This is a genomic window from Paenibacillus sp. D51F (assembly GCF_053345695.1).
The window spans coordinates 292,728-313,945 of sequence record NZ_JBKFAO010000001.1 but is presented as its reverse complement, the minus strand read 5'-3'; the positions used below and the strand labels follow the sequence as shown (position 1 = coordinate 313,945).

Sequence of the window (21,218 nt, the reverse complement as noted above, 5' to 3'; positions counted from 1 at the left end):
TGCAGGGGGGCTTTGTCGTTCGGTTATTGTACGGCCAGCCTGTACAGGGGCATGAGGGTCTCGATGACTTGCTCCGCGCGGGCGACGAAAGCTTCGCCGTCCTCCAGGAGAGGGTCATGCCGGTCGATATGGATGCCGCAAAGGATTTCTGCAGCCTTGACGTTCTGCAGGCGCTCGAACAAGGAAGCGAGCTCTCCGGGAGCCATGGCGGACCCGGCGACGGCGCCGGGAACCGTATGATCTCCCGACCAGACGTAGGAATCCGGGATGCCGGACTGGATGTTGTCCAGCTGCCTCAGGGCGTCGGCGGCGAATGCAGCCTTGCCGGCAGCCTCATAGATGACGGCGAACTGGATGAAGACATGGCTTTCCCACAGGCCGATCTGGAAATGGGGATGAGCCTTGTAACCGCGCTTGTTGGCGGCAAAAGCGACCCAGGTGTCGCTGGGGGGATTCACGGTTCTTCTGGCATGCTTGGCCACATGCGGGTAGAATTCGGTCCCGGCGAGCACGCTCAGCAGCGGAGTGATGCGGCTGCCCAGCTCTTCCAGCTTCGGGCGAATGCTGCCGATGAGCGCTTCCATTCGCGGCTCGAGACCCTGGATAGCGAATACGTCGAAGTCGCTTTGGAAAAATCCGGGAAACGGAGCGTTGCGGCCGTCAGCCTGACGGGCAGGAGCGGTTAGCGGCGCTGTGGCGGAGGTTGTCATAGAGTGTCGTCCCTTCGGAGTAAATAATGAGCCCCGCATTCCGCTCCAGCGGTCATGCCGGGGCTATCTTGTCCATATAGTATACCACAGGGCAAGGCCGATATGGACAAGGCGGGGGCGCAGGTCAGGTAACCGCTTCCAATCGAGAGGGGGCGGCAGCCCTTTTCTTCAAAATTAGTCAATAAACCAAGTTGCCAGCACATAAGATGGAGTATAAACTACAGGTAAGAACAAATTGTCAGAACATTTGGTCATCATTATCCAGACAGGGAGGGCTTGCCGTGAACAAAAGCTACGAAGTGGAATATTGCAATTTGGAGCTGCGATTTGACCGCCGGCAAATCCAAAATCTCATTCGCGATTTGATTCATGAGGGGTATTCCCTGTATTGGAGCGAGACCGAGGCGCAGTTCCTGATCTCCATCCGCACGGGAAGAAAGCTCGTCAAGCTGCGCTTCCAGAAAATGAAGAGCCGCTACAAAATCGTGGGGGATTATATCATTAAGGATGAGAAGCTGTCTGAATTGATCGAGAAGCTGATTGGCGATACCCGGGGCCATGCTGTCGTGAAGCGGATGAAGGACCGTCAGATCGTCATTGAAAATATCATGTTCGGCGAAATCATCCGATTGGTGGAGGTGTCGGGAATGGAGCACCGCATCATTTATCAAAAGCGTCCAGTCGTCACGCTGGAGGAGATTCTCAAGTCGTTCCAGTCCACTCGGGCCGAGGAACGGGCTGCCGTTCTCCGCTACGAGCTGGATTACGAGCTGTGCGTGCTGCATGATGCTCTCAAAAGCGGCGACGAGGCAGCGGCCGATAAGAGCCGTGAGCGCCTGGTCGTCATGAGAAGCGAAATGCTTCAGCTAGAGCTGTAAGACCGAGACGGAATTCGTCGTCGAGGTCTTCGGCTAGAGTTGTAAGACCGAGACGGAATTCGTCGTCGAGACGCAAAAACCGATACCCGCCGGAGAGCCTTGTGCTCCCGGCTTTTTTGCCGCAGCCGGACTGCCGGCACAGGGGGCCGTTTCGCGCCGATCGTTCGAAATGGAACTTGCTGCGGCATTTCCGGTGCTTAGGGTTCATGCAATATTCATCTGCTCCGGATTCGTTTCGGGAACCGTTCATGGTACAATGACTTGCATAACGGAACAAAAAGGGTACACTAGTGGAAGTGCGTACCGCTTGTATAACTTAGCAAAGGAATGGTCAATATGTCGAAACAGCAGATCGGCGTCGTAGGCCTTGCCGTCATGGGCAAGAACCTCGCGCTTAACATTGAGAGCAAAGGCTTCACGGTATCGGTATACAACCGTTCCCGCGAAAAGACGGACGAGCTTGTCGCGGAATCCGCCGGCAAAAACCTGTTCCCTGCCTACACGATCGAAGAATTCGTCGCTTCCCTTGAAGTGCCGCGCAAAATCCTCATCATGGTCAAGGCCGGCCGTCCTACGGACGCCGTCATCGACGAGCTCGTTCCCCATCTGAGCGAAGGCGACATCATCATCGACGGCGGCAACGCCTACTTCCCTGACACGGAACGCCGCAGCAAGGATCTCGAGGCCAAAGGCTTCCGCTTCGTCGGCGCCGGCGTATCCGGCGGCGAAGAGGGCGCTTTGAAAGGCCCTGCGATCATGCCTGGCGGCCCTGAATCGGCCTACAAGCTCGTCGAGCCGATCCTGACCGGCATTTCCGCCAAAGTGAACGGCGACCCTTGCTGCACGTACATCGGACCTGGCGGCGCCGGCCATTACGTCAAGATGGTCCATAACGGCATCGAGTACGGCGACATGCAGCTGATCACCGAAGCCTACCACCTTCTGAGCTCCGTGCTGGGCCTGTCCACGGACGAGCTGCACGAGATTTTCACGGAGTGGAACAAGGGCGAGCTCGACAGCTACCTGATCGAGATCACGGCCGACATCTTCTCCAAGAAGGATCCGGAGACGGGCAAAGCGATGGTCGACGTCATTCTCGACTCCGCCGGCCAAAAGGGCACGGGCAAATGGACGAGCCAAAGCGCTCTGGATCTCGGCGTGCCGCTGTCCATCATCACGCAGTCCGTCTTCTCCCGCTTCCTCTCCGCGATGAAGGAAGAGCGCGTCCATGCCAGCAAAGTGCTGAGCGGACCGCAAGCCGCGCCGTACCAGGGCGACAAAGCCGCTTTCATCGAAGCGGTCCGCAAAGCCTTGTTTGCGAGCAAGATCTGCTCCTACGCCCAAGGCTTCGCCCAAATGCGCGCAGCTTCGGATGAGTTCGACTGGAACCTGCGCTACGGCGACATCGCCATGATCTTCCGCGGCGGCTGCATCATCCGCGCCCGCTTCCTGCAGAAGATCAAGGATGCGTACGATCGTGACGCGGGACTCAAAAACCTGCTGCTTGACGATTACTTCAAAGGTGTCGTAGAGGAGTATCAAGGCGCATGGCGCGAAGTCGTAACGGCTGCCGTAGCGAGCGGCATTCCGGTTCCAGGCTTCTCCAGCGCGCTGGCCTACTTCGACAGCTATCGCACGGAGCGCCTGCCGGCCAACCTGCTTCAGGCACAGCGCGACTACTTCGGCGCCCACACGTTCGAGCGTGTGGACAAGGAAGGCACGTTCCACTTCGAGTGGATGGAATCCAGCGAGGGCTGATTGCAATTGCGGGGGAAGAGCCGAGGAAGAGGCCGGCAAGGCCGGACGTCAGCCTTGCCTCTCCAAGCCGTGCAGAGCTTCGCGAAGCATGCCCCGGAGCCGATCCGCCTCAAGCGGGCCGGTGCGAGGCGAAGCCAGCAGGCTCATGGCCGCTTCGGCGAATCCCCGATAGTTTTTGAGCAAGCGTGGCTGCGATAATTCCGCTAGGGCGGAATCTTCGTCGGCCACCTTTTTTTTGATATAATCCAGCGCCCATACGACATCTTCCCGGCATAACGACGATCCCGGATCGAGGATGTGGCGAAGCTTGCGCTCCGATTGCGCCTGCGGTCCCTGTTCCATCGGCATGGCTGGCCGCCCTCCTTCAAGAGGTAGAATGATCTTCTCTATCCTTATGGTAAAATAAGAATTTTATACCCCGTCTCTAGCAATTGATGATATGATATTTGAAAGATTGACATCGCATGGGAAGGTGTGAGCATCGGTGGTCGGAGAAGATCAGCCTTCGCGCAGCAAAATCGTTCTCGTGGGCTTCATGGGAACCGGCAAATCCACCGTCGCGGGACAGCTTGCCGGACGGCTTGGATATGGCTGGACCGACACGGATTCCGAAGTGGTCGCCGAGGAAGGCTGCTCCATCGCGGAGCTGTTCGCCCGGCATGGCGAGCCTTATTTCCGCGAAGCGGAAACCCGGGCATTGACCCGGCTGCTGACAGCGGACACGCCCCTCGTCATCGCCACGGGCGGAGGAACGGTGCTGTCGGAAGCGAACCGCGAGCTGATGCTGCGGCATGGCTTCGTGGCCGCGCTGCGCGCAAGCGAAGCCGTCATCGTGGAGAGGGTCGCCGGCGACACGGCCAGACCTCTGCTTGCCGGAGACCCGGCAGCCAAAGTGCGCGAGCTTATGAAAGCCCGCAGCGGAGCCTACGACTTCGCCCAGCTGAGCGTGGATACGGACGGCCTGGATCCCGATGCCGTCGCCGAATCCGTGTTGTCGGGCTATCTCGGGACTTCAGGGCTTTACCGCGTTTCAGAATAATTCCATTCAATCCAGCATAAAGGGGAATACACTCCAATGGACGTGATCGTAACGCCTACGCCGGAGCTCAAGGGCAGCATCCAGGCGCTTTCATCCAAAAACTACACGACGCGGTATTTGCTTGTCGCCGCCCTGGCCGAAGGAACCAGCACGATCTACTATCCGGCGCATAGCGAGGACAGCGACGCCATGCGCCGCTGCATCCGCGACCTTGGGGCCGAGCTGCAGGAAGATGACGAGAAGATCGTCATCAAGGGCTTCGGCAGCCGTCCGCGCGACGTGAAGGAGCTGGATGTAGGCAACGCTGGAGCGGTGCTCCGCTTCCTGATGGGCATTGCCGCTCTCAGCCCGGAGGTGACGTTCGTGAACGCATATCCCGACTCGCTCGGCAAGCGCCCGCATCATGACCTGATCGACTCTCTGCGCCAGATGGGCGTCGAGGTGGACGATCATGAAGGCAAGCTGCCGATCACGATCCGCGGCGGCAGCGCCAAGGGCGGCCGCATCACCGTATCGGGCAGCGTCAGCTCGCAGTTCCTGAGCGCGCTGCTGTTCCTGACGCCGCTCCTGGAGGAGGACAGCGAGATCGAGGTGCTGCACGACCTCAAGTCCAAAGTCGTGATCGGGCAGACGCTCGAAGTGCTGGAGGAGGCGGGAATCGTCATCGAAGCGTCCGAAGATCTCATGAGCTACCGAATTCCTGGAGGACAGCGCTATGCCGCGCGGACATACCGGGTTCAGGGGGATTATCCCGGATCGGCTGCAGTGCTCGCGGCGGCCGCCGTCACCCGCTCGGATATCGTCATCCATGGATTGCCGGAGAAGAGCCGCCAGGGCGAGCGCGCGGTCGTCGACGTGCTCCGCATGATGGAGGTGCCTCTGGAGCATAAGGACGGCGACATCCGGGTCCGCGGCAACGGACGCCTCAAGGCGGTTGAATTCGACGGGGATGCGGCGACCGACGCGGTGCTGGCCATGGTCGCGGCAGCCGTCCACGCCGAAGGCACCTCCCGGTTCTACAATGTCGAGAATCTCCGCTACAAGGAATGCGACCGCATCACCGACTACTTGGCGGAGCTTCGCAAGGCCGGAGCCGACGTCGAGGAGAAGCGCGACGAGATCATCGTGCATGGCAAGCCGGAAGGGCTCGAGGGCGGCGTCGAGATCAACGCCCATTACGACCACCGGGTCATCATGGCGCTGACTGTCGTCGGCCTGCGCTGCCGCAAGCCGCTGCGGATCAAGGATGCGCATCATGTCGCGAAGTCCTATCCGATCTATTTCGATCATCTGCAGGCGCTCGGCGCGCAGGTGGAATGGACGGAATCCAAGTAAATATCCTCTTGCATGGTTAAGTTAACTTGAAAGGAGGGCTTGCAATGGCTTTTGAAAATCCCGCCAGGGACGAAATCAAGAAGCTTCTCGAACAGAATCCCGTCGTTGCCGTAGTCGGATTGTCCGACAACCCGCAGCGGACATCCCATTCCGTATCCGCCGCCATGAAGGAGCGGGGCTACCGGATCATTCCGGTCAACCCCGCCGCTCCCGCCATACTCGGCGAAACCAGCTACGCCTCGCTGCTGGACGTGCCGGAACCGATCGGCATCGTGAACGTCTTCAGGCGCAGCGAGTTCACGCCTGCGATCGCCCGCGAAGCGGTGCAAGCCGGCGCCAAGGTGCTCTGGCTGCAGCTCGGCGTCTACAGCGAGGAAGCGGCCGACATCGCCCAAGCGGGCGGCTTGACGGTCATCATGGACCGCTGCATCAAGGTCGAGGATTCCATTCTCCGGCCGGCGATCGGCGGCTAGCCTGACTGGAGGAGCGTCTGCCTCGCGACGCTGCCTTTCTCGAATGTGCCGGCATGGGGCAGGACCTTGAGGGCCTGCCTTTTTGCTTTTGACAAAGGGAAATGAAACGCTTACCATACTCATAGACCTCGGGCGGAGCCGTCATATGCGGACGCGCGAGCGATCGGAATAGGAGGTCCAGCATGAAATTCATGGGCAATCTGCAGCAGCTCGGCCGTGCGGTCATGCTGCCGATGATCATTCTGCCTGCCGCAGCCATCTGCCTGAGCTTAAGCACGCTTCCATGGGAAACGGTCGGACTGCCGTCGCTAGGGGAATATTTATCCGTTGCCGGCTATTCGCTGTTCGCCTTCCTGCCGTATTTGTTCGCTGCCGGCGTTGCCTGGGGAACCTCCAGCAATGGGGGAGCATCGGCCTTGTCGGCGCTGGCGGGCATGTTCATCTATACGGGCATCGTCAAGTACAGCCACTACGATATCGAGCCGACCGTCCTGATCGGAGCGCTCATCGGCATGCTTTCGGGATACAGCTATGAACGATTCAAATCTATCCGGCTGCCCGAATACATACAATTTTTCGGAGGGCCTCGTTTCGTCCCTCTCTTCGTCAGCTTCGTCTCCGTGCTGTTCTCGGTCGCGATGATCGGAATCGCTCCGCTGCTCGGCAAAGGGCTGCTGCTGCTCGGAGACGTCGTATCCTCGGCGGGAGGCTTCGGGGTATTCCTGTATGGCTTCCTGCACCGCATTCTTGTCGTGTTCGGGCTTCATCATCTGCTCAACCACGTTTTCTGGTTCCAGGTCGGCGGCTACCGGCTGCCGTCAGGCGAGATGGTGAACGGGGATCTGCCGCGCTTTTTTGCGGGAGACCCGACAGCCGGAGCGTTCATGGCGGGCTTGTACCCGACGATGATGTTCGCGCTCCCGGCCATCGCCATCGCCATCATCCAGGAAGCAAGGGAGGACCTCAAGCCGAAGATCCGCAAGACGTTCCTGACGGCTGCGCTCGCGTCGTTCCTGACCGGCGTCTCCGAGCCGGTCGAATTCGCCTTTCTATTCGTCGCGCCCTACCTGTTCGTCATCCATGCGCTGCTGTCCGGCGTCATCATGTGGCTCGTATACGAGCTGGGCATCCTGCACGGATTCTCTTTCTCGGCCGGAGCCATCGATTACATCCTGAACATGCACCTGGCAACGAAGGGATGGCTGCTGCTTCCGATCGGCGTAATCGTGTTCATTCTGTACTATGGATTGTTCCGCTGGGCGATCCGGCGCTTCCGGATCCCTACGCCGGGCCGCGAGGAAGGATCGGCTCTCGACGACTGGGCCGAGGATATCCCGTCCAGGGCGCCGCTCATCCTCCAGGCGATCGGAGGCAAAGCAAACCTCGATACGATGGAAGCCTGCATTACGCGCCTGAGGTTGAAGCTCAAGAACGATCGCCTGCTGGACAATACGGCGCTGCGGGATCTTGGAGCCGCCGGCGTCATCCGGCTCGGCGGAGGCAACGTGCAGATCGTATTCGGCACGTTCTCGGAGCTGATCCGGGAAGAAATCGTCAAGACGATGCAGCGGGATTCCGCCCAGGTTTTATTCAGCTCTCCGGTTCAAGGCAGGATGATTCCGCTGGAGGAGGTTCCGGATCCGATCTTCTCCGGCAAGCTTGTCGGAGACGGAGTCGCCTTCCTGCCGGATCGGGGCGAGCTGGTTGCGCCGGTGCGCGGCAAGGTCATCATTTTATATCCGACGATGCACGCCATCGGCCTCCGCACCGAGGAAGGTCTGGAGGTGCTGCTCCATATCGGAATCGATACTTCCTCGCTCAAGGACGGCAGCTATTTCCAGGCAGCCGTGAAGGAAGGCGACGACGTTGCGCCGGGCCAGCTGCTCATTTCCTTTGATTTGCAGAAGCTGCGTGCGCAATGCAAGTCGCTGGCCACTCCGATGGTCATCACGAATTCCCAGCTGGTCCGCTCCTGGGGCTTCGGAGCCTTCAAGTCGGTGAAGAAGGGGCAGTCGTCGGTCATGTCCGTGATGCTGAAAGAACGCAAGGATAGTCATGTTGGAGGGATTAGGCCATGATGCAAGGAATCGGAGCTTCTTCCGGGATCGCGATCGGGAAATGTTTTGTCCTGCCGAACTGGGAATGGGATTTGCCGGAGCAAAGAATCGACGTTGCGGATCTCGCCCGTGAATTCGAGCGGCTGTACGAAGGCATCCGCACCTCCAAGGTCGAGATCGAGCAGATGAAGGATGAGCTGCGGGAAGTTGTCGGTCCGGATGAGCGAAGCATTTTCGATGCGCATCTCGCGATACTCGACGATCCCGTCTTCATGAACGAGATCCAGGGGATGATCGAGCGGCAGTACAAAGCGGCCGAGGTGGCGGTCAAGGAAGCGATCGACCATTTCGTCACGATGTTCGACTTGCTGGATGACGAATACATGAAGGAGCGGGCGCTGGACATCAAGGATGTCGGCAACCGCCTCCTCAAGCATCTGCTCGGCGCGCCCGAGATCACGCTGCCTTCGGACACGCAGCCGTACATCCTCGTGGCCAAGGAGCTGTCTCCTTCGCAGCTTGCCCATATCAATCCGCAGAACGTGCTCGGCATCGCTACTTTCGGCGGCAGCACAACCTCGCATTCCGCGATCATGGCGCGGGCGCTCGGCATTCCGCTCATCGTGGGGCTCGACAGCAGGCTGGAGGAGAGCATCGCGACCGGTGATTTCCTGATCATCGACGGATCTACGGGGCATGTGGAGCTCAATCCGAGCGAGGAAGCTGTCCAGGCGTTCGCGGCTCTGCGCAGCCGTCAGACCGAAGAGCATGACCGGCTGCTCGGCATCGCCCATCTCGACACGTCGACTCCGGACGGCAAGCATCTGGAGCTGTCGGCCAATATCAGCTCGCTCAAGGAGCTTGAAGTCGCCCTCACGAGCGGAGCGCATGGCGTCGGCTTGTTCCGGACCGAGTTCCTGTATATGGACCGCACCCGCTTCCCCAAGGAAGAGGAGCAGTACGAGGTTTACCGGAGCGTAGCGGAGAAGCTGGACGGAAAGCCTTTGATTATCCGCACGCTCGATATCGGGGGCGACAAGCATCTCGACTACTTCGAGCTTCCGGAGGAAGAGAATCCGTTCCTCGGCTACCGGGCGATCCGGATCAGCCTCGACCGCAAGGATCTGTTCAAGACCCAGCTGCGGGCGATCCTGAGGGCATCCCATTACGGGAATGTGAAGGTGATGTACCCGTTGATCTCTTCCGTGGAGGAGGTCAGGGCTGCCAACGCTCTGCTCCGCGAGTCGATGCAGGAGCTCGAGGCGGAGGGAAAGCCCTATAACAAGGCGATACCTGCAGGAATCATGATCGAGCTTCCGGCTGCTGTCATGATCGCCGACCTGCTGGCCCGGGAAGTCGATTTCTTCAGCATCGGGACGAATGACCTCGTCCAGTTCACGCTGGCTGTCGACCGCATGAACGATAAAATCTCGCATCTGTACGAACCGCTCCATCCAGCCGTTCTGCGCATGCTGCGGACGACGGTGGAGGCTGCCCGGGCGGCGGGCATCCATGTCGGCGTATGCGGCGAGCTGGCCGGAGACGCCAGGGCGCTTCCCGTCTGGCTCGGCATGGATGTCGACGAGCTGAGCATGTCATCCCATTCCATTCTCCATGTCAAGGAGCGGCTGCTGCAGACCACACAGCGGGACAGCCGGAACGTATATGCGGAAGTGATGGCTTGCGGCACGACCTCCGAGGTCAAGCGGCTGCTGGAGCAAAGCAGGGATAACGCAGACGGCTCCAAAGTCAGGACTGCTGCGGGAAGCGAGTGACGGCAGCTGGAAGCAAATGACCGCAGCGGGAAGCGAATAACCGCAGCGGGAAGCAAAATGGCGGCAGATGACGAAGAACCCTTGCATCGGCAAGGGTTCTTTGGCATTCCATTCGCTAGGAACAGGATCTTGTCAGCTGCGCTGCTTCAGCGCCTCCACAAATGCCTTCGCATAAGGCGGCAGGTCAGGCGGACGGCGAGCGGAGATCAGGTTTCCGTCGACGACGACCGCTTCATCCACCCAGCGTGCTCCTGCATTCTCCATGTCGTCCCGGATGCCGGGAGTCGAGGTCACCGTGCGGCCTTGCAGGATTTTGGCGGAAACGAGCACCCAGCCCGCATGGCAGATCTGGCCGATCGGCTTGCCGCTGGCGTCCATGTCCTGCACGAGCTTCAGCACTTCGGGGTACCGCCGGATTTTGTCGGGCGCCCATCCTCCCGGGACGAGAAGACCGTCGATGCCGCCGGCGTCGATCTCGCCATAGGACAGATCGGCCGTTGCCGGCACGCCGTATTTGCCGATATGGACCTTTCCTTTTTCCGGACCGGCGAACAGAACCTCCGCTCCTTCTTCGCGTACGCGGTACACGGGATACCACAGCTCGAGATCCTCGAATTCATCGTCGATCAGGCAGATGACGCGCTTTCCTTGCAAGGTCAACTTGCATTCCTCCTCTGTAAGGGCCTGTTTCGGGATAGGCCAGGTTCTCGGTTCATTGTAAGGCAGCCTGCCCGGAGGCGCAAACGGCTTCCTGATCCTGCCGCTCCGCGGGCGATAGGGAAGTCATGGCAGCCGATTTTATTTTACAGAAATTGCATGTGCCCTTCAGGCAGGAAAACAGGCGAAAAAGGTCGAAGTAAGGAGGCGAGCGACACTGCGCCCGTGCTGATTTCCTCCCCGCCCCATCAGGGGCTTGAAGCGGATATGAGCAGGCGCGTTGACGAAGGAGCGGACTTTCCGATGCATAAAACCTGTTCTTGCGGCCATAAAATGAACATGAAATTAAGGACGGTTATCTACTCGAATAAAGTGGAAATCGACAATGTTCCCATTTATTCGTGCGCCGGCTGCGGCCGCAGCGAGGTGCTTCCCGAGGTGAAGCCGGATCTGACCGGCTTGATCGGCCAGCTTGGCGAAGAGCCGGGCAAGCAGACCTTCTTGTTTAACGAGCTTAACGAGTGGGCAGATTTACTGGTAGAAGCTTCTTCGAAGCGAAGGAGTCCGGATCCCGCGGCTGTGCAGCAGATCGTCGGCGAACGGATCGATTCCTTGCTGGAGCTGCTGCTTATCGCGGGTTCGGTCGGAGACGAGGCATGGAGGCAGGAAATCGAGAAGAGGCTCGGCCAGCTGAGCCGCTGCATGATGCATACATAGCCGATGGAAGCCCGAAAGACCCCAGCCAGATAGACGACAATAAGGAGTGTGGCGTATGAGCAGCAAGCAATTGCACACGATGGAAGATTGGAAACGGATTTTGGAGCTTTCCCACGAGAAGCCGGTGCTCGTATTCAAGCACAGCACAAGCTGTTCGGTGAGCGCAGGCGCCATCGAGGAATGGACCCGCTGGCATGAAGGAACCAAGGGAGAAGGAGTCGAGACGGCTCTCGTCCGCGTCATCGAGGAGCGTCCGGTATCCAATGCCATCGCCGAAGAGCTCGAGGTGAAGCATGCTTCTCCGCAAGCGATCCTGATCCGGGACGGCAAGGCGGAATGGAACGCTTCCCATTGGAATATCACGGAAACGGCGCTGTCCGAGAATGCTCGCTGACATTGCATAAGCACGGTATTTGTCGTATGATTACCGTAATGTAAAGGGGTAAAGCCTGCCAATAAATTCGTTTACAATGGAGAGAAGGAACCGTGACTGTAACCATTTACGATGTAGCAAGAGAAGCGGGAGTGTCGATGGCTACGGTATCCCGGGTCGTCAACAACAATCCCAATGTCAAGCCGCAGACCCGCAAGAAGGTCTATGAGGCGATCGAACGGCTCGGATACCGCCCGAATGCCGTAGCCAGGGGACTTGCGAGCAAAAAGACGACGACGGTCGGTGTCGTCATTCCTGACATCTCCAATTCCAACTTTGCCGAGGTGGCCCGCGGCATCGAAGACATCGCGAACATGTACCATTACAATATCATTCTCTGCAATGCGGACAAGCGCAAGGACAAGGAGATCCGCGTCATCAATACGCTTCTCGAGAAGCAGGTCGACGGCTTGCTGTTCATGGGAGGCGCCGTGACGGAGGAGCATCTTCAGGCGTTCAAGACGGCGAACGTGCCTGTCGTGCTTTGTGCGACGACGGACGAGCAGGGAACCATCGCGTCGGTGGACATCAACCATGAAGATGCCGCGCATGATGCGGTCAAGCATCTTCTTGACCAAGGGCATGCCGACATCGCTATGATCGGCGGCACGCTGCAGGATCCGTCGAACGGATATGCGAGGTTCCACGGCTACAAACGCGCTTTGGAAGAGAACGGCATCGCCTACAACGAGGACAAGGTCCGCATCGGGAACTACCGGTACGAGTCCGGAGTGGAAGCGATGAACCACTTCCTCGCCAAGGACAAGCTTCCGACAGCTGTATTCGCGGCAACGGACGAGATGGCTATCGGGGCTATCCATGCCATTCAGGACAGAGGGCTCAAAGTGCCGCAGGACATCTCCGTCATCAGCGTGGACAACAGCCGCATGGCTTCCATGGTGCGTCCGCAGCTGTCTGCGGTTGCCCAGCCGATGTATGATATCGGCGCCGTGTCGATGCGCCTGCTGACCAAGCTGATGAAAAAGGAGCCGGTCGAGCAGTCCAAGGTGATCCTCCCTCATGAGTTCGTCAAACGGCAGTCGGTAGGAGCTCCGAAGCAATGAGAACCTACCGCACGATCGGCATCATCGGAGCGATGGCGGAGGAGCTGGAGCTCCTTCATCGCCATGCGCAGATGGAATCGGAGACGGTCAAGGCCGGCCTCGTGTTTTATCGCGGGACGCTCCATGGCATGAACATCATCGCGGTCAAGTCCGGCGTCGGCAAGGTCAATGCCGCCGTATGCACGCAGGCGCTCATCGATCTCGGGGCGGAATGCATCCTGTTCACGGGTGTGGCAGGCGCGGTCGATTCCAGCCTGACTATCGGAGACATCGTCGTGTCCACGGCTTGCGTCCAGCATGATATGGACGTTACGGCACTCGGCTTCGCTCCGGGGGCGATCCCTTACCAGGAAATCTCCGTCTTTCCGGCGGATGAGGATCTGCGCAGGCTTGCTGTCCAAGCGAGCCGCGATGCGGTGAAGGGCCGCGTGCTCGAAGGAATCGTCCTGTCGGGCGACCAGTTCATCGCGAGCCGCGACAAGGTCCAAAGCCTTCGCGACGTCTTCCAAGGCGCCTGCGCCGAGATGGAAGGCGCTGCCGTTGCTCAAGTCGCGCATATGAACGGCATTCCCTATGTCGTGGTCCGTTCCATGTCGGATCAGGCTGACGGCAGCGCCCATATGAATTTCGCCGAATTCACCGTGCTGGCCGCTGGCCAGTCCTATGCCGTCGTCGAAGGCATGGTACGCAGTCTGCAGCAGGCTTGATCTTCGTTCGGCAGCCTCATTCTTCCCTTTGGAAGGATGGGGCTTTTTTCAATTGCGCAGACGATCCTTGGAGGGTGGCGGCAACCTGCTATCGGACGAGAGCTTCGTTCCTGCCAGGAGGACGCGGCCGCTAAAAGTCCTGCACGGCCAGTTCCCAGGCGGCGCGGTTCTGAAGGCGGATTTCTTCGCGCCTCGGCATAGGCTCCCAGATGTCGAGTGGATCGAGCCAATGTTCCGGCAACGGCTCCGGACAAAGCGGCTGCCAGCGGCGCAGCCATTGCTCCGGGAGCGGAGCGGGGGAGGAAGGAGCGGCAGCGAGCCGGTTCGACAACTCATGGCCGGACATCGCCATCCAGACGAGAGACCAGGCTCTCGGAACGACCTTCCACAGATCGTATCCGCCGCCGCCGAGAGCGACCCAGCGTCCGCCGCAATGCTCGTGGGCGAGCTCATGGATGATGCGGGGCATATCCAGGTAAATCCTCATGCTGCAATGAATATGAGAGAGCGGATCGAAGGCATGCGCGTCGCAGCCGTGCTGGCTGATGATGAGATCCGGCTTGAACGCCTTGGCGACGCGAGTGATCGACTCCGAGAACGCCTCCAGCCACGATTCATCCTCCGTGTAAGGCTGTAGAGGGACGTTGCAGCAGGCTCCATATCCTTTGTCGATGCCCTTCTCATGCGTGAAGCCGGTTCCGGGGAACAAGTACTTGCCGGTCTCATGAATGGAATACGTGAACACATCGGGATCTTCGTAGAAAGCGTATTGGACCCCGTCCCCATGATGGACGTCCGTATCGATATATAGAATCCGCGCCTTGTATTTATCCTTCACGGCCGCGATGGCCACGGCAGCATCGTTATAGACGCAGAAGCCGGAGCCATGACCCGGAAACGCATGATGCAGGCCGCCTCCCATATGGTAAGCATGCACGGCCCGTCCCGACATGACGGATTCGGCCGCAAGGATGGAGCCGCCGCATATGGCAGCGGCGGCCTCATGCATGCCTTCGAAATAAGGCGTATCCTCCGTAGTCAATCCGTACCGGGCAGCCAAGGCTAGGGAATCGGAATGCGGAGCCGGAATACTGAGCTTGCGGACCGCATCCATGTAATCGGCGCGGTGGATCCGCTCAAGCTCGAGGTTCTGCGCGGAAGGCGCTTCCATAATCATGTCGGGAGAGAGAGCGCCGGCCGTTTCCAGCAAGGAGCTGGCGAGCTCCAGACGAATCGGATTGAAGGGATGCTCATCATTGAATTTATACCGGCTCGCGCCGGATGAACGGATGAATAGGGCTGTATCCTTCATGATCTTCCTCCTGAGCGCGTCAGTACATGAACCGCTGCCTGAACCGGACCCGGTCGAACTGCTCCACGGAATCGAGCGGAACCTGCTTGCCGATGCGGACCATCAGGCAGTTGGCCGGATGCGAGCAGATTTCGGGATCGTCCGTCGCGTACCAGACCATGCCTACGGACTTCATCAGCTTCTCCATCATGGAGCGGTATTCCCAGATGCCGAGTCCCGTTCCCTCCAGATCCCAATGCCAATAATATTCGGTCGTATAAATAATGCTGTTCTCCAGCTGATCTTCCATGAAGGCGAGCTGGATCATTTTTTTGCCAAGCCCGACCGAGCGGTATTCGGCTGCGACTTCAACCGCCCCAAGCTCGATCAGATCGTCCATGCCGCCTTCCGACCAGCGCTCGAGCTCGTCCGGATAATGGAAGGTCACATATCCGACGACGACTTTGCCGTCTCGCGCTACAATGATGCGGCCTTCCGGCAGGCCTGCGATCTCCACCAGGGCGGTCTGCTGCTCGGTCGGCCGGCGGAATGCGTTCAGTCCCGGATGCATCGTCCAGTCCGCCAGGCGTCCGGGCTTGACGGGACCCTCTATATCCAAGCTTCTGCCTTGAAAAGGTATCGTTTGGGAATGGTAACGCTTGATATGTTCCAACGTTATCGCTCCTTCAAGCTTCTAGTGGCAAAGCGGCAAGCCGTCTTTGCCTCTTATCACTTATAGCAGAAAAAAGTAGGGATGAAAAGGACGGTCCTTTCGCAAGAGGGGGATTTTTCAAGCTAAAGGGGTAAATTTCGATAGAAGTAGGCGCATACATTTCCATTATGCTATACTAGTTGGCGACATGGACTGCGTTTTACCCTATGTTTGAAAGCGCATCCGATTTCCATCCGCCCTAAAAAGACGACGACTATGGAAGGTGATTAGCATGTCGATTGACCATCAGGAAAAGCTGGCTGTAACCGCGAAATCTCCCAATATGGCCGATTACGAGCAATCGTACCGGGACTTTGACTGGAGCGAGGTGGAGAAGCATTTCACCTGGCACGAGACCGGCAAGGTCAACATGGCGCATGAGGCTATCGACCGCCATATCGGAGAAGGCAGAGGGCAGAAGACCGCTCTGCATTACAGCGACCCGGAGCGGGATGAATCGTATACATTCGAGGAGCTCAGCCTGCTGTCGAACCGCTTTTCCAACGTTCTCCGCAAGCACGGCCTGGCCAAGGGAGACCGGCTTTTCATTTTCATGCCGCGCACTCCGGAACTGTACGTAGCCCTTCTCGGCTCGCTCAAGACCGGAGTCGTCGTAGGACCTCTTTTCGAGGCCTTCATGGAGACGGCGGTCAAGGACAGGCTCGCGGACAGCGGAGCGGCGGCGATCGTGACGACGCCCGCGCTTCTTCCGCGCATCAAGCGCGACGAGCTTCCCGAGCTCAAGCATATCTTCGTCGTCAGCCCGTCGGAGAACCCGGAGGGCACCATTTCCTACCATGAGGAAATGAAGGCCGCTTCCGACGAAGCCGAGATCGAATGGGTGGACCGCGAGGACGGACTTCTTCTCCACTATACTTCCGGTTCTACAGGCAAGCCGAAAGGCGTCTACCACGTCCACAACGCCATGATCCAGCATTACCACACCGGCCGGGTCGTCCTAGACCTCAAGGAAGACGACGTCTACTGGTGCACGGCCGACCCGGGCTGGGTGACGGGAACGTCCTACGGCATTTTCGCGCCGTGGCTCAACGGAGCGAGTAACGTCATCCGCGGCGGCCGGTTCAGTCCTCAGGACTGGTACACGACGATCCAGCGCTACGGCGTCACGGTATGGTACAGCGCCCCGACTGCATTCCGGATGCTGATGGGGGCAGGAGACGACGTGTCGACCCAGTTCGACTTGTCCTCCCTGCGCCATGTGCTCAGCGTCGGCGAGCCGCTGAACCCGGAAGTGGTCCGCTGGGGCCTCAAGGTGTACGGCCAGCGCATCCATGATACATGGTGGATGACCGAAACCGGCGGCCAGCTGATCTGCAACTATCCGGCGATGGAGATCAAGCCGGGCTCCATGGGCCGTCCTCTGCCGGGCGTCCAAGCGGCGATCATCGACGATTCCGGCAACGAGCTGCCGCCGTTCCAGATGGGCAATCTGGCGATCCGCACGCCATGGCCGTCCGTGATGCGCGCAATCTGGAACAATCCTTCCAAGTACGAGGAATACTTCCACATTCCGGGCTGGTACATTTCCGGAGATTCGGCTTATCGGGACGATGAAGGCTACTTCTGGTTTCAGGGCCGGATCGACGATGTCATCAACACCTCCGGAGAGCGCGTCGGCCCGTTCGAGGTGGAGAGCAAGCTCGTGGAGCATCCGGCGGTCGCCGAAGCCGGCGTCATCGGCAAGCCCGACCCGATGCGCGGCGAGATCATCAAGGCGTTCATCTCGCTGCGCGAAGGCTTCGAGCCTTCCGACGAGCTGAAGGCGGATATCGCCCGCTTTGTCAAAATCGGTCTGTCGGCGCATGCCTCCCCGCGCGAGATCGAATTCAAGGATAAGCTTCCCAAGACGCGCAGCGGCAAAATCATGAGGCGCGTGCTCAAGGCATGGGAATTGAACCTGCCGACAGGCGATCTTTCCACCATTGAAGACTAAGCAAGCTCAACAGCCTCTCGGCGGATTGCCGGGAGGCTGTTTATTTCGCAGACCTGGTAGGGCTGCAACAAAAAAACGCCCTTGAGGGGCGTTTTTTTGTCGGGTCAGACAGGTTTCGAAACATTCCTTGTCGATCAGTAGCCGTAAACGACGGCTGAAGAGTAAGGAGAAGCTCCGGCGGCGTTGACCGCATTGATCCGGTACGTGCCTGCCGTGCTGGCCATCATAGCCGAGAAGCTGTTGGTCGTAGCGGAGCCGATGCTTTGATAGTTCCCGTCATTGTTGGGGCTGTAGTACACCTCATAGCGGGTTACGCCCTCGGTATCGGCATTCAAGGTCCAGCTCAGCTTGACGGTCTGGCCGTCGACGGATACATTCAGACCGGCAGGAGCGGAGGGAGCGGAGGGAGGGGTCGCTTCTGGAACTGTCGCTCCCGGGTCCGGAGGCGTCACGCCTCCGGGGTTATCGGTACCGACACTACCGTTGTCGCCGCCTTGGCCGGTATCGCCGGGACCTCCGGGAAGGACCGCGCCAAACGGGCTTACAGTCGTGCTTGGCGCCGACTCATGGCCGCCTACGTCCACTGCGGTCACATAATAGGACGACAGCAGGGAGCCGGAGCGATCGGAGAAGGACAGCGTGCTGCCCGTCAGAATGGATTCCCCGTGCTTGCTGAAGCCGCGTCCTTGCGAGCGGTACAGCCGATAGCCGACGACATCCTTCTCAGGGCTTGCCGCGAATGAAATCCGGTAAGCGCCGTTCACCGCTTCCAGCGAAACGTTCGAAGGAGCGGAAGGAGCGGCGCCGTCATCTTGACGCGGATCTACCATGGACGGCGCGTCGTCGGTCGCATCCTTGGGGATGAAGGCCGACAGCGGCCTGCGATATTCGTCCGGCATAGCTTGCTGGGCTTTGTTGATTTCATCCATCAGTTCGCCAAGCGGCTTTTCCCTCTTGATGACGGTCTTCGTGAAGACGAAGTCGGATGGAGTCGTGTCCTGGGCGATATAATTGACGCCGTTGTAGGTAATGAAGGACATGCTGCCGAGAACGTTGTCCACTTTGGTCGGGACGTATTTCTTGTTGAACCAGTCGGTGACGAGCAGGCCGCGGGAGCGGATCAGATCGCTCGGCAGCATCCCGCTGACGGTAGAGACGGTCGCTTTGACGAGCCCGTCCGGTTTCGGGAATGCCTCCGTCTTGAACAGCTCGGGCCTGTCGGCGACCGTCTGGTTCATGATCTCGGTCCAGAGCGAGCGCGCCCTGGAATGGGAGTCCTTGAGGAGCACGTTCTTCTGCTCCTTGTAGCCGGCCCATACGCCCAGCGTGATGTCCGGCGTGAAGCCCATGAACCAGACGTCGCCATAGCTCTGGGTGGAGCCGGTCTTGCCCGCGATCGGAATCTTTCCGTAGGATTTGAAGCCGCTTGTCAGACTGTGAGCCGTGCCGCTTGCGTCCGAGATGACCGTGCGCAGCATGTCCGTCATCAGGAAAGCGGTCTGCTCGGAATAAACGCGCTTCGGCTTGATCTCGTGCTGATAGACGATATGGCCTTCCGAATCCACGATCTTGCTGATCATGAACGGCTCATTGTAGACGCCGCCGTTCGGGATTGTCGCATAGGCATCGGTCAGTTCTTCGACGGTCACGCCCTTGCTCAGGCCTCCGATGACACCCGTTTGAGCGTTGTCGTCGCTAGGCTGCAGGGTAGAAATGCCGAGAGAGCGGGCAAAGTCCCAAGCTTTCGGAATGGTCACCTTGTCCAGGAACAGCTTGAGGGCTGGCGTGTTCAACGAGCGGTTGAGAGCTTCCCGTGCCGTAACGAGACCGTTGAACTTCTTGTTCGCGTTCATCGGGATATGGAAGCCCTTCTGGCCGTCCTTGAGAATGATCGGCGAGTCGTCGATGACGCTGGCCGGCTGGACCAGCCCGGCTTCGAGCGCCGGCAGATAGGCGCCGATCGGCTTCATTGCGGAACCTGGCTGGCGCGTCATCTGCGTCGCATAGTTCATTTGCTCGATGTTGAAGTCGCGCCCTTCCATCATGCCGAGAACGGCGCCGCTGCGGTGGTCGATCATGATCGCGGCGGCTTGCTCGGGGCCTTTGGTCTTGCTGGCCGGTCCGAAGTTGTCCGGGTTGCTCGCGACTTCGCGCATGTTGTTGTAGATCACCTTGTCGATCGTCGTGAACACCCGGTAGCCGGAACGGAGCAGCTGCTCGCGCGCGCTGGCCAGAATTTCGGCATTTTCCGTCTTGGCCAGATCGCCCTTCTTGAGATTCGGGTTCTGCTTCATGGCGAGAATCGTTGCCGCTTCCCGCTCCGTCTCAAGCATCAGATAAGGGAAGGTGTTATAGGCCTTCTCCTTGTGCGGGGCGAGCGTGCTCTTGAGATCGAAGGCGATCGCCTCGTCGTATTGGGTCTGGGTAATGCGGCCGGTGACGAGCATGCGGGACAGGACGGTCTTCTGCCTTGCCGTGGCTCTCCGGAATCCGTCCGGGTTGAATACGCCCTTGCCGTTGAAGGCCGAATAGGACGACGGCAGCTGCGGAAGGCCTGCAAGATAGGCGGATTGAGCCAGATTGAGCTTGCTGAGATCGGAGATGTTGAAGATTCCGATCGCCGCGGATTTGATTCCGTACAGATTGTAGCCGGAAGAACCGTTGCCGAACGGCATTTTGTTCAAGTAAGCCGCGAGGATCTGGTCCTTCGTCAAATATCGCTCCATCCGGATGGAGAGCAGGATTTCCTTGACCTTGCGCGCATCGGTGCGGTCGAGGCTGAGAAATACCCTTCTTGCTACCTGCTGGGTGAGCGTGCTGCCGCCGGTCTGGCTGCTTTCATTGAGCAGCTTCTGCTTGACGGCGCGGCCGAAGCCCATGTAGTCGATTCCGATATGGGAATAAAAATTGCTGTCTTCCGTCGACAACAGAGCGTCGATGACGGATTGCGGGATGTTCTGCAGGTCGACGAGACGCCTGTCCTCGTCTGTCCTGAGCTGTCCTACGGGGGTTGTCCCGTCGTTGAAATAAACGAAGCCGGTCAGGGCATTCTCGTTGACCATGGCTTCCAGCTCGCTGCCGGGCCGGACGGGATCGTCCTTGACCAGGGCGGCCACATATCCGGTCGCGATGCCGCCGGCAAACAGTGCGCCGGTAATGCCGAAGATGATCAGCCATTTCGCCGTGATCCACACGACAAGACCGAACGTCCTCCAGCCGCTGCGCCTGGGAGCTTGTTCATGCTCTTGAGCCATATGTACCTTTCCTCCTCCAAGTAAGCACAGCTATTATAGCACATGTCGCCGGAACCCGGCATCAGATGTCGTTTCCATCGATGAAATCTCCCCCTTTCCGGCTGTTGCTGCCGAAGCTTGGAAGTTGACACTCTTCGCGGGGCATGATATAACTTGCAAAACGATTCCGCACGGCTCGGAGGAGCCGGCGGACCATACGGCCAACGGCGTGGATGGGCATCCAGTAGCCGGACGGCAGGCGTCCACAGAGACCCGGTGGCAGGTGCGAACCGGGACGCCCCGTCCGCGTGAATTACAGCCCTGAGCCGGCCGGGGGAACCTCGGGCTGTCAGCCCGGCGCGTAGCCCGGTCCCGGAAGCAGCCTTCCGTTATGTTCAACGAAGTGGGAATTCATTTGGCTTTGC

Annotated in this window: 18 protein-coding genes; 12 read left to right on the top strand and 6 right to left on the bottom strand. The window is 59.1% G+C overall.

Annotated features, from left to right (window positions below; all coding sequences use genetic code 11):
• Positions 1-23 precede the first annotated feature (23 nt).
• On the bottom strand, positions 24-710 hold the full coding sequence (locus ACLBWT_RS01465; protein ID WP_447661329.1) for a YktB family protein: 687 nt from the start codon (positions 708-710) through the stop codon (positions 24-26).
• A gap of 281 nt (positions 711-991) precedes the next feature.
• Between ACLBWT_RS01465 and ACLBWT_RS01460 the strand changes: the two genes are divergently transcribed.
• Positions 992-1,588 (top strand): hypothetical protein, encoded by a 597-nt coding sequence (locus ACLBWT_RS01460; RefSeq protein WP_447661328.1) that lies wholly within the window; start codon positions 992-994, stop codon positions 1,586-1,588.
• A gap of 336 nt (positions 1,589-1,924) precedes the next feature.
• A complete protein-coding gene (gene gndA / locus ACLBWT_RS01455; RefSeq protein WP_076356906.1) occupies positions 1,925-3,346 on the top strand; it encodes an NADP-dependent phosphogluconate dehydrogenase in 1,422 nt (473 codons plus the stop codon).
• A 48-nt stretch (positions 3,347-3,394) separates the two neighbouring features.
• On the opposite strand, the gene ACLBWT_RS01450 is transcribed toward gndA, so the two are convergent.
• Complete coding sequence (locus ACLBWT_RS01450; protein ID WP_447661327.1) at positions 3,395-3,694, bottom strand: hypothetical protein; 300 nt, start codon at positions 3,692-3,694, stop codon at positions 3,395-3,397.
• Positions 3,695-3,830: 136 nt separating this feature from the next.
• Between ACLBWT_RS01450 and ACLBWT_RS01445 the strand changes: the two genes are divergently transcribed.
• The 5 genes from ACLBWT_RS01445 (at position 3,831) to ptsP (ending at position 10,025) form a co-directional block, all read left to right on the top strand.
• Positions 3,831-4,385, top strand: a complete 555-nt coding sequence (locus ACLBWT_RS01445; RefSeq protein ID WP_447661326.1) for a shikimate kinase — start codon at positions 3,831-3,833, stop codon at positions 4,383-4,385.
• Between the two features lie 36 nt (positions 4,386-4,421).
• Entirely contained in the window at positions 4,422-5,720 is a 1,299-nt protein-coding gene (gene aroA, locus ACLBWT_RS01440) for a 3-phosphoshikimate 1-carboxyvinyltransferase (RefSeq protein WP_447661325.1), read from the top strand.
• 44 nt (positions 5,721-5,764) lie between these two features.
• Complete coding sequence (locus ACLBWT_RS01435; protein WP_447661324.1) at positions 5,765-6,193, top strand: CoA-binding protein; 429 nt, start codon at positions 5,765-5,767, stop codon at positions 6,191-6,193.
• 182 nt (positions 6,194-6,375) lie between these two features.
• Complete coding sequence (locus ACLBWT_RS01430) at positions 6,376-8,271, top strand: glucose PTS transporter subunit IIA (RefSeq protein WP_447661323.1); 1,896 nt, start codon at positions 6,376-6,378, stop codon at positions 8,269-8,271.
• On the top strand, positions 8,268-10,025 hold the full coding sequence (gene ptsP / locus ACLBWT_RS01425; RefSeq protein WP_447661322.1) for a phosphoenolpyruvate--protein phosphotransferase: 1,758 nt from the start codon (positions 8,268-8,270) through the stop codon (positions 10,023-10,025). Before ACLBWT_RS01430 ends, ptsP begins: the two co-directional genes overlap by 4 nt.
• Positions 10,026-10,157: 132 nt before the next feature.
• On the opposite strand, the gene ACLBWT_RS01420 is transcribed toward ptsP, so the two are convergent.
• Positions 10,158-10,685, bottom strand: a complete 528-nt coding sequence (locus tag ACLBWT_RS01420; protein WP_447661321.1) for a type 1 glutamine amidotransferase domain-containing protein — start codon at positions 10,683-10,685, stop codon at positions 10,158-10,160.
• A gap of 330 nt (positions 10,686-11,015) precedes the next feature.
• On the opposite strand from ACLBWT_RS01420, the gene ACLBWT_RS01415 reads away from it, so the two are divergent.
• The 4 genes from ACLBWT_RS01415 (at position 11,016) to ACLBWT_RS01400 (ending at position 13,603) form a co-directional block, all read left to right on the top strand.
• Positions 11,016-11,399 (top strand): hypothetical protein, encoded by a 384-nt coding sequence (locus tag ACLBWT_RS01415; RefSeq protein WP_447661320.1) that lies wholly within the window; start codon positions 11,016-11,018, stop codon positions 11,397-11,399.
• Between the two features lie 55 nt (positions 11,400-11,454).
• Positions 11,455-11,793 carry a bacillithiol system redox-active protein YtxJ gene (ytxJ, locus tag ACLBWT_RS01410; protein ID WP_447661319.1) on the top strand — a complete coding sequence of 113 codons (339 nt, stop codon included), beginning with the start codon at positions 11,455-11,457 and terminating at the stop codon, positions 11,791-11,793.
• A gap of 92 nt (positions 11,794-11,885) precedes the next feature.
• A complete protein-coding gene (gene ccpA / locus ACLBWT_RS01405) occupies positions 11,886-12,896 on the top strand; it encodes a catabolite control protein A (RefSeq protein ID WP_447661318.1) in 1,011 nt (336 codons plus the stop codon).
• Entirely contained in the window at positions 12,893-13,603 is a 711-nt protein-coding gene (locus ACLBWT_RS01400; RefSeq protein ID WP_447661317.1) for a 5'-methylthioadenosine/adenosylhomocysteine nucleosidase, read from the top strand. The genes ccpA and ACLBWT_RS01400 overlap by 4 nt, the downstream gene beginning before the upstream one ends.
• A 130-nt stretch (positions 13,604-13,733) precedes the next feature.
• Here the strand turns inward: ACLBWT_RS01400 and ACLBWT_RS01395 are convergent, their stop codons facing one another.
• Complete coding sequence (locus tag ACLBWT_RS01395; RefSeq protein WP_447661316.1) at positions 13,734-14,915, bottom strand: acetoin utilization protein AcuC; 1,182 nt, start codon at positions 14,913-14,915, stop codon at positions 13,734-13,736.
• 19 nt (positions 14,916-14,934) lie between these two features.
• On the bottom strand, positions 14,935-15,567 hold the full coding sequence (locus ACLBWT_RS01390; protein ID WP_447661315.1) for a GNAT family N-acetyltransferase: 633 nt from the start codon (positions 15,565-15,567) through the stop codon (positions 14,935-14,937).
• A gap of 271 nt (positions 15,568-15,838) precedes the next feature.
• On the opposite strand from ACLBWT_RS01390, the gene acsA reads away from it, so the two are divergent.
• Positions 15,839-17,560, top strand: a complete 1,722-nt coding sequence (gene acsA / locus ACLBWT_RS01385) for an acetate--CoA ligase (protein WP_447661314.1) — start codon at positions 15,839-15,841, stop codon at positions 17,558-17,560.
• Between the two features lie 134 nt (positions 17,561-17,694).
• Here acsA and ACLBWT_RS01380 read toward each other — a convergent pair whose 3' ends face one another.
• Positions 17,695-20,814 carry a transglycosylase domain-containing protein gene (locus ACLBWT_RS01380; protein WP_447661313.1) on the bottom strand — a complete coding sequence of 1,040 codons (3,120 nt, stop codon included), beginning with the start codon at positions 20,812-20,814 and terminating at the stop codon, positions 17,695-17,697.
• Between the last annotated feature and the right edge of the window lie 404 nt (positions 20,815-21,218).

Coding starts and splice junctions, on each gene's coding strand:
- ytxJ (WP_447661319.1), top strand. CDS start 11,455: ATGAGCAGCAAGCAATTGCACACGATGGAAGATTGGAAACGGATTTTG.
- ptsP (WP_447661322.1), top strand. CDS start 8,268: ATGATGCAAGGAATCGGAGCTTCTTCCGGGATCGCGATCGGGAAATGT.
- ACLBWT_RS01465 (WP_447661329.1), bottom strand. CDS start 710: ATGACAACCTCCGCCACAGCGCCGCTAACCGCTCCTGCCCGTCAGGCT.
- gndA (WP_076356906.1), top strand. CDS start 1,925: ATGTCGAAACAGCAGATCGGCGTCGTAGGCCTTGCCGTCATGGGCAAG.
- ACLBWT_RS01395 (WP_447661316.1), bottom strand. CDS start 14,915: ATGAAGGATACAGCCCTATTCATCCGTTCATCCGGCGCGAGCCGGTAT.
- ACLBWT_RS01400 (WP_447661317.1), top strand. CDS start 12,893: ATGAGAACCTACCGCACGATCGGCATCATCGGAGCGATGGCGGAGGAG.
- aroA (WP_447661325.1), top strand. CDS start 4,422: ATGGACGTGATCGTAACGCCTACGCCGGAGCTCAAGGGCAGCATCCAG.
- ACLBWT_RS01430 (WP_447661323.1), top strand. CDS start 6,376: ATGAAATTCATGGGCAATCTGCAGCAGCTCGGCCGTGCGGTCATGCTG.
- ACLBWT_RS01380 (WP_447661313.1), bottom strand. CDS start 20,814: ATGGCTCAAGAGCATGAACAAGCTCCCAGGCGCAGCGGCTGGAGGACG.
- acsA (WP_447661314.1), top strand. CDS start 15,839: ATGTCGATTGACCATCAGGAAAAGCTGGCTGTAACCGCGAAATCTCCC.
- ACLBWT_RS01435 (WP_447661324.1), top strand. CDS start 5,765: ATGGCTTTTGAAAATCCCGCCAGGGACGAAATCAAGAAGCTTCTCGAA.
- ACLBWT_RS01415 (WP_447661320.1), top strand. CDS start 11,016: ATGAACATGAAATTAAGGACGGTTATCTACTCGAATAAAGTGGAAATC.
- ACLBWT_RS01450 (WP_447661327.1), bottom strand. CDS start 3,694: ATGCCGATGGAACAGGGACCGCAGGCGCAATCGGAGCGCAAGCTTCGC.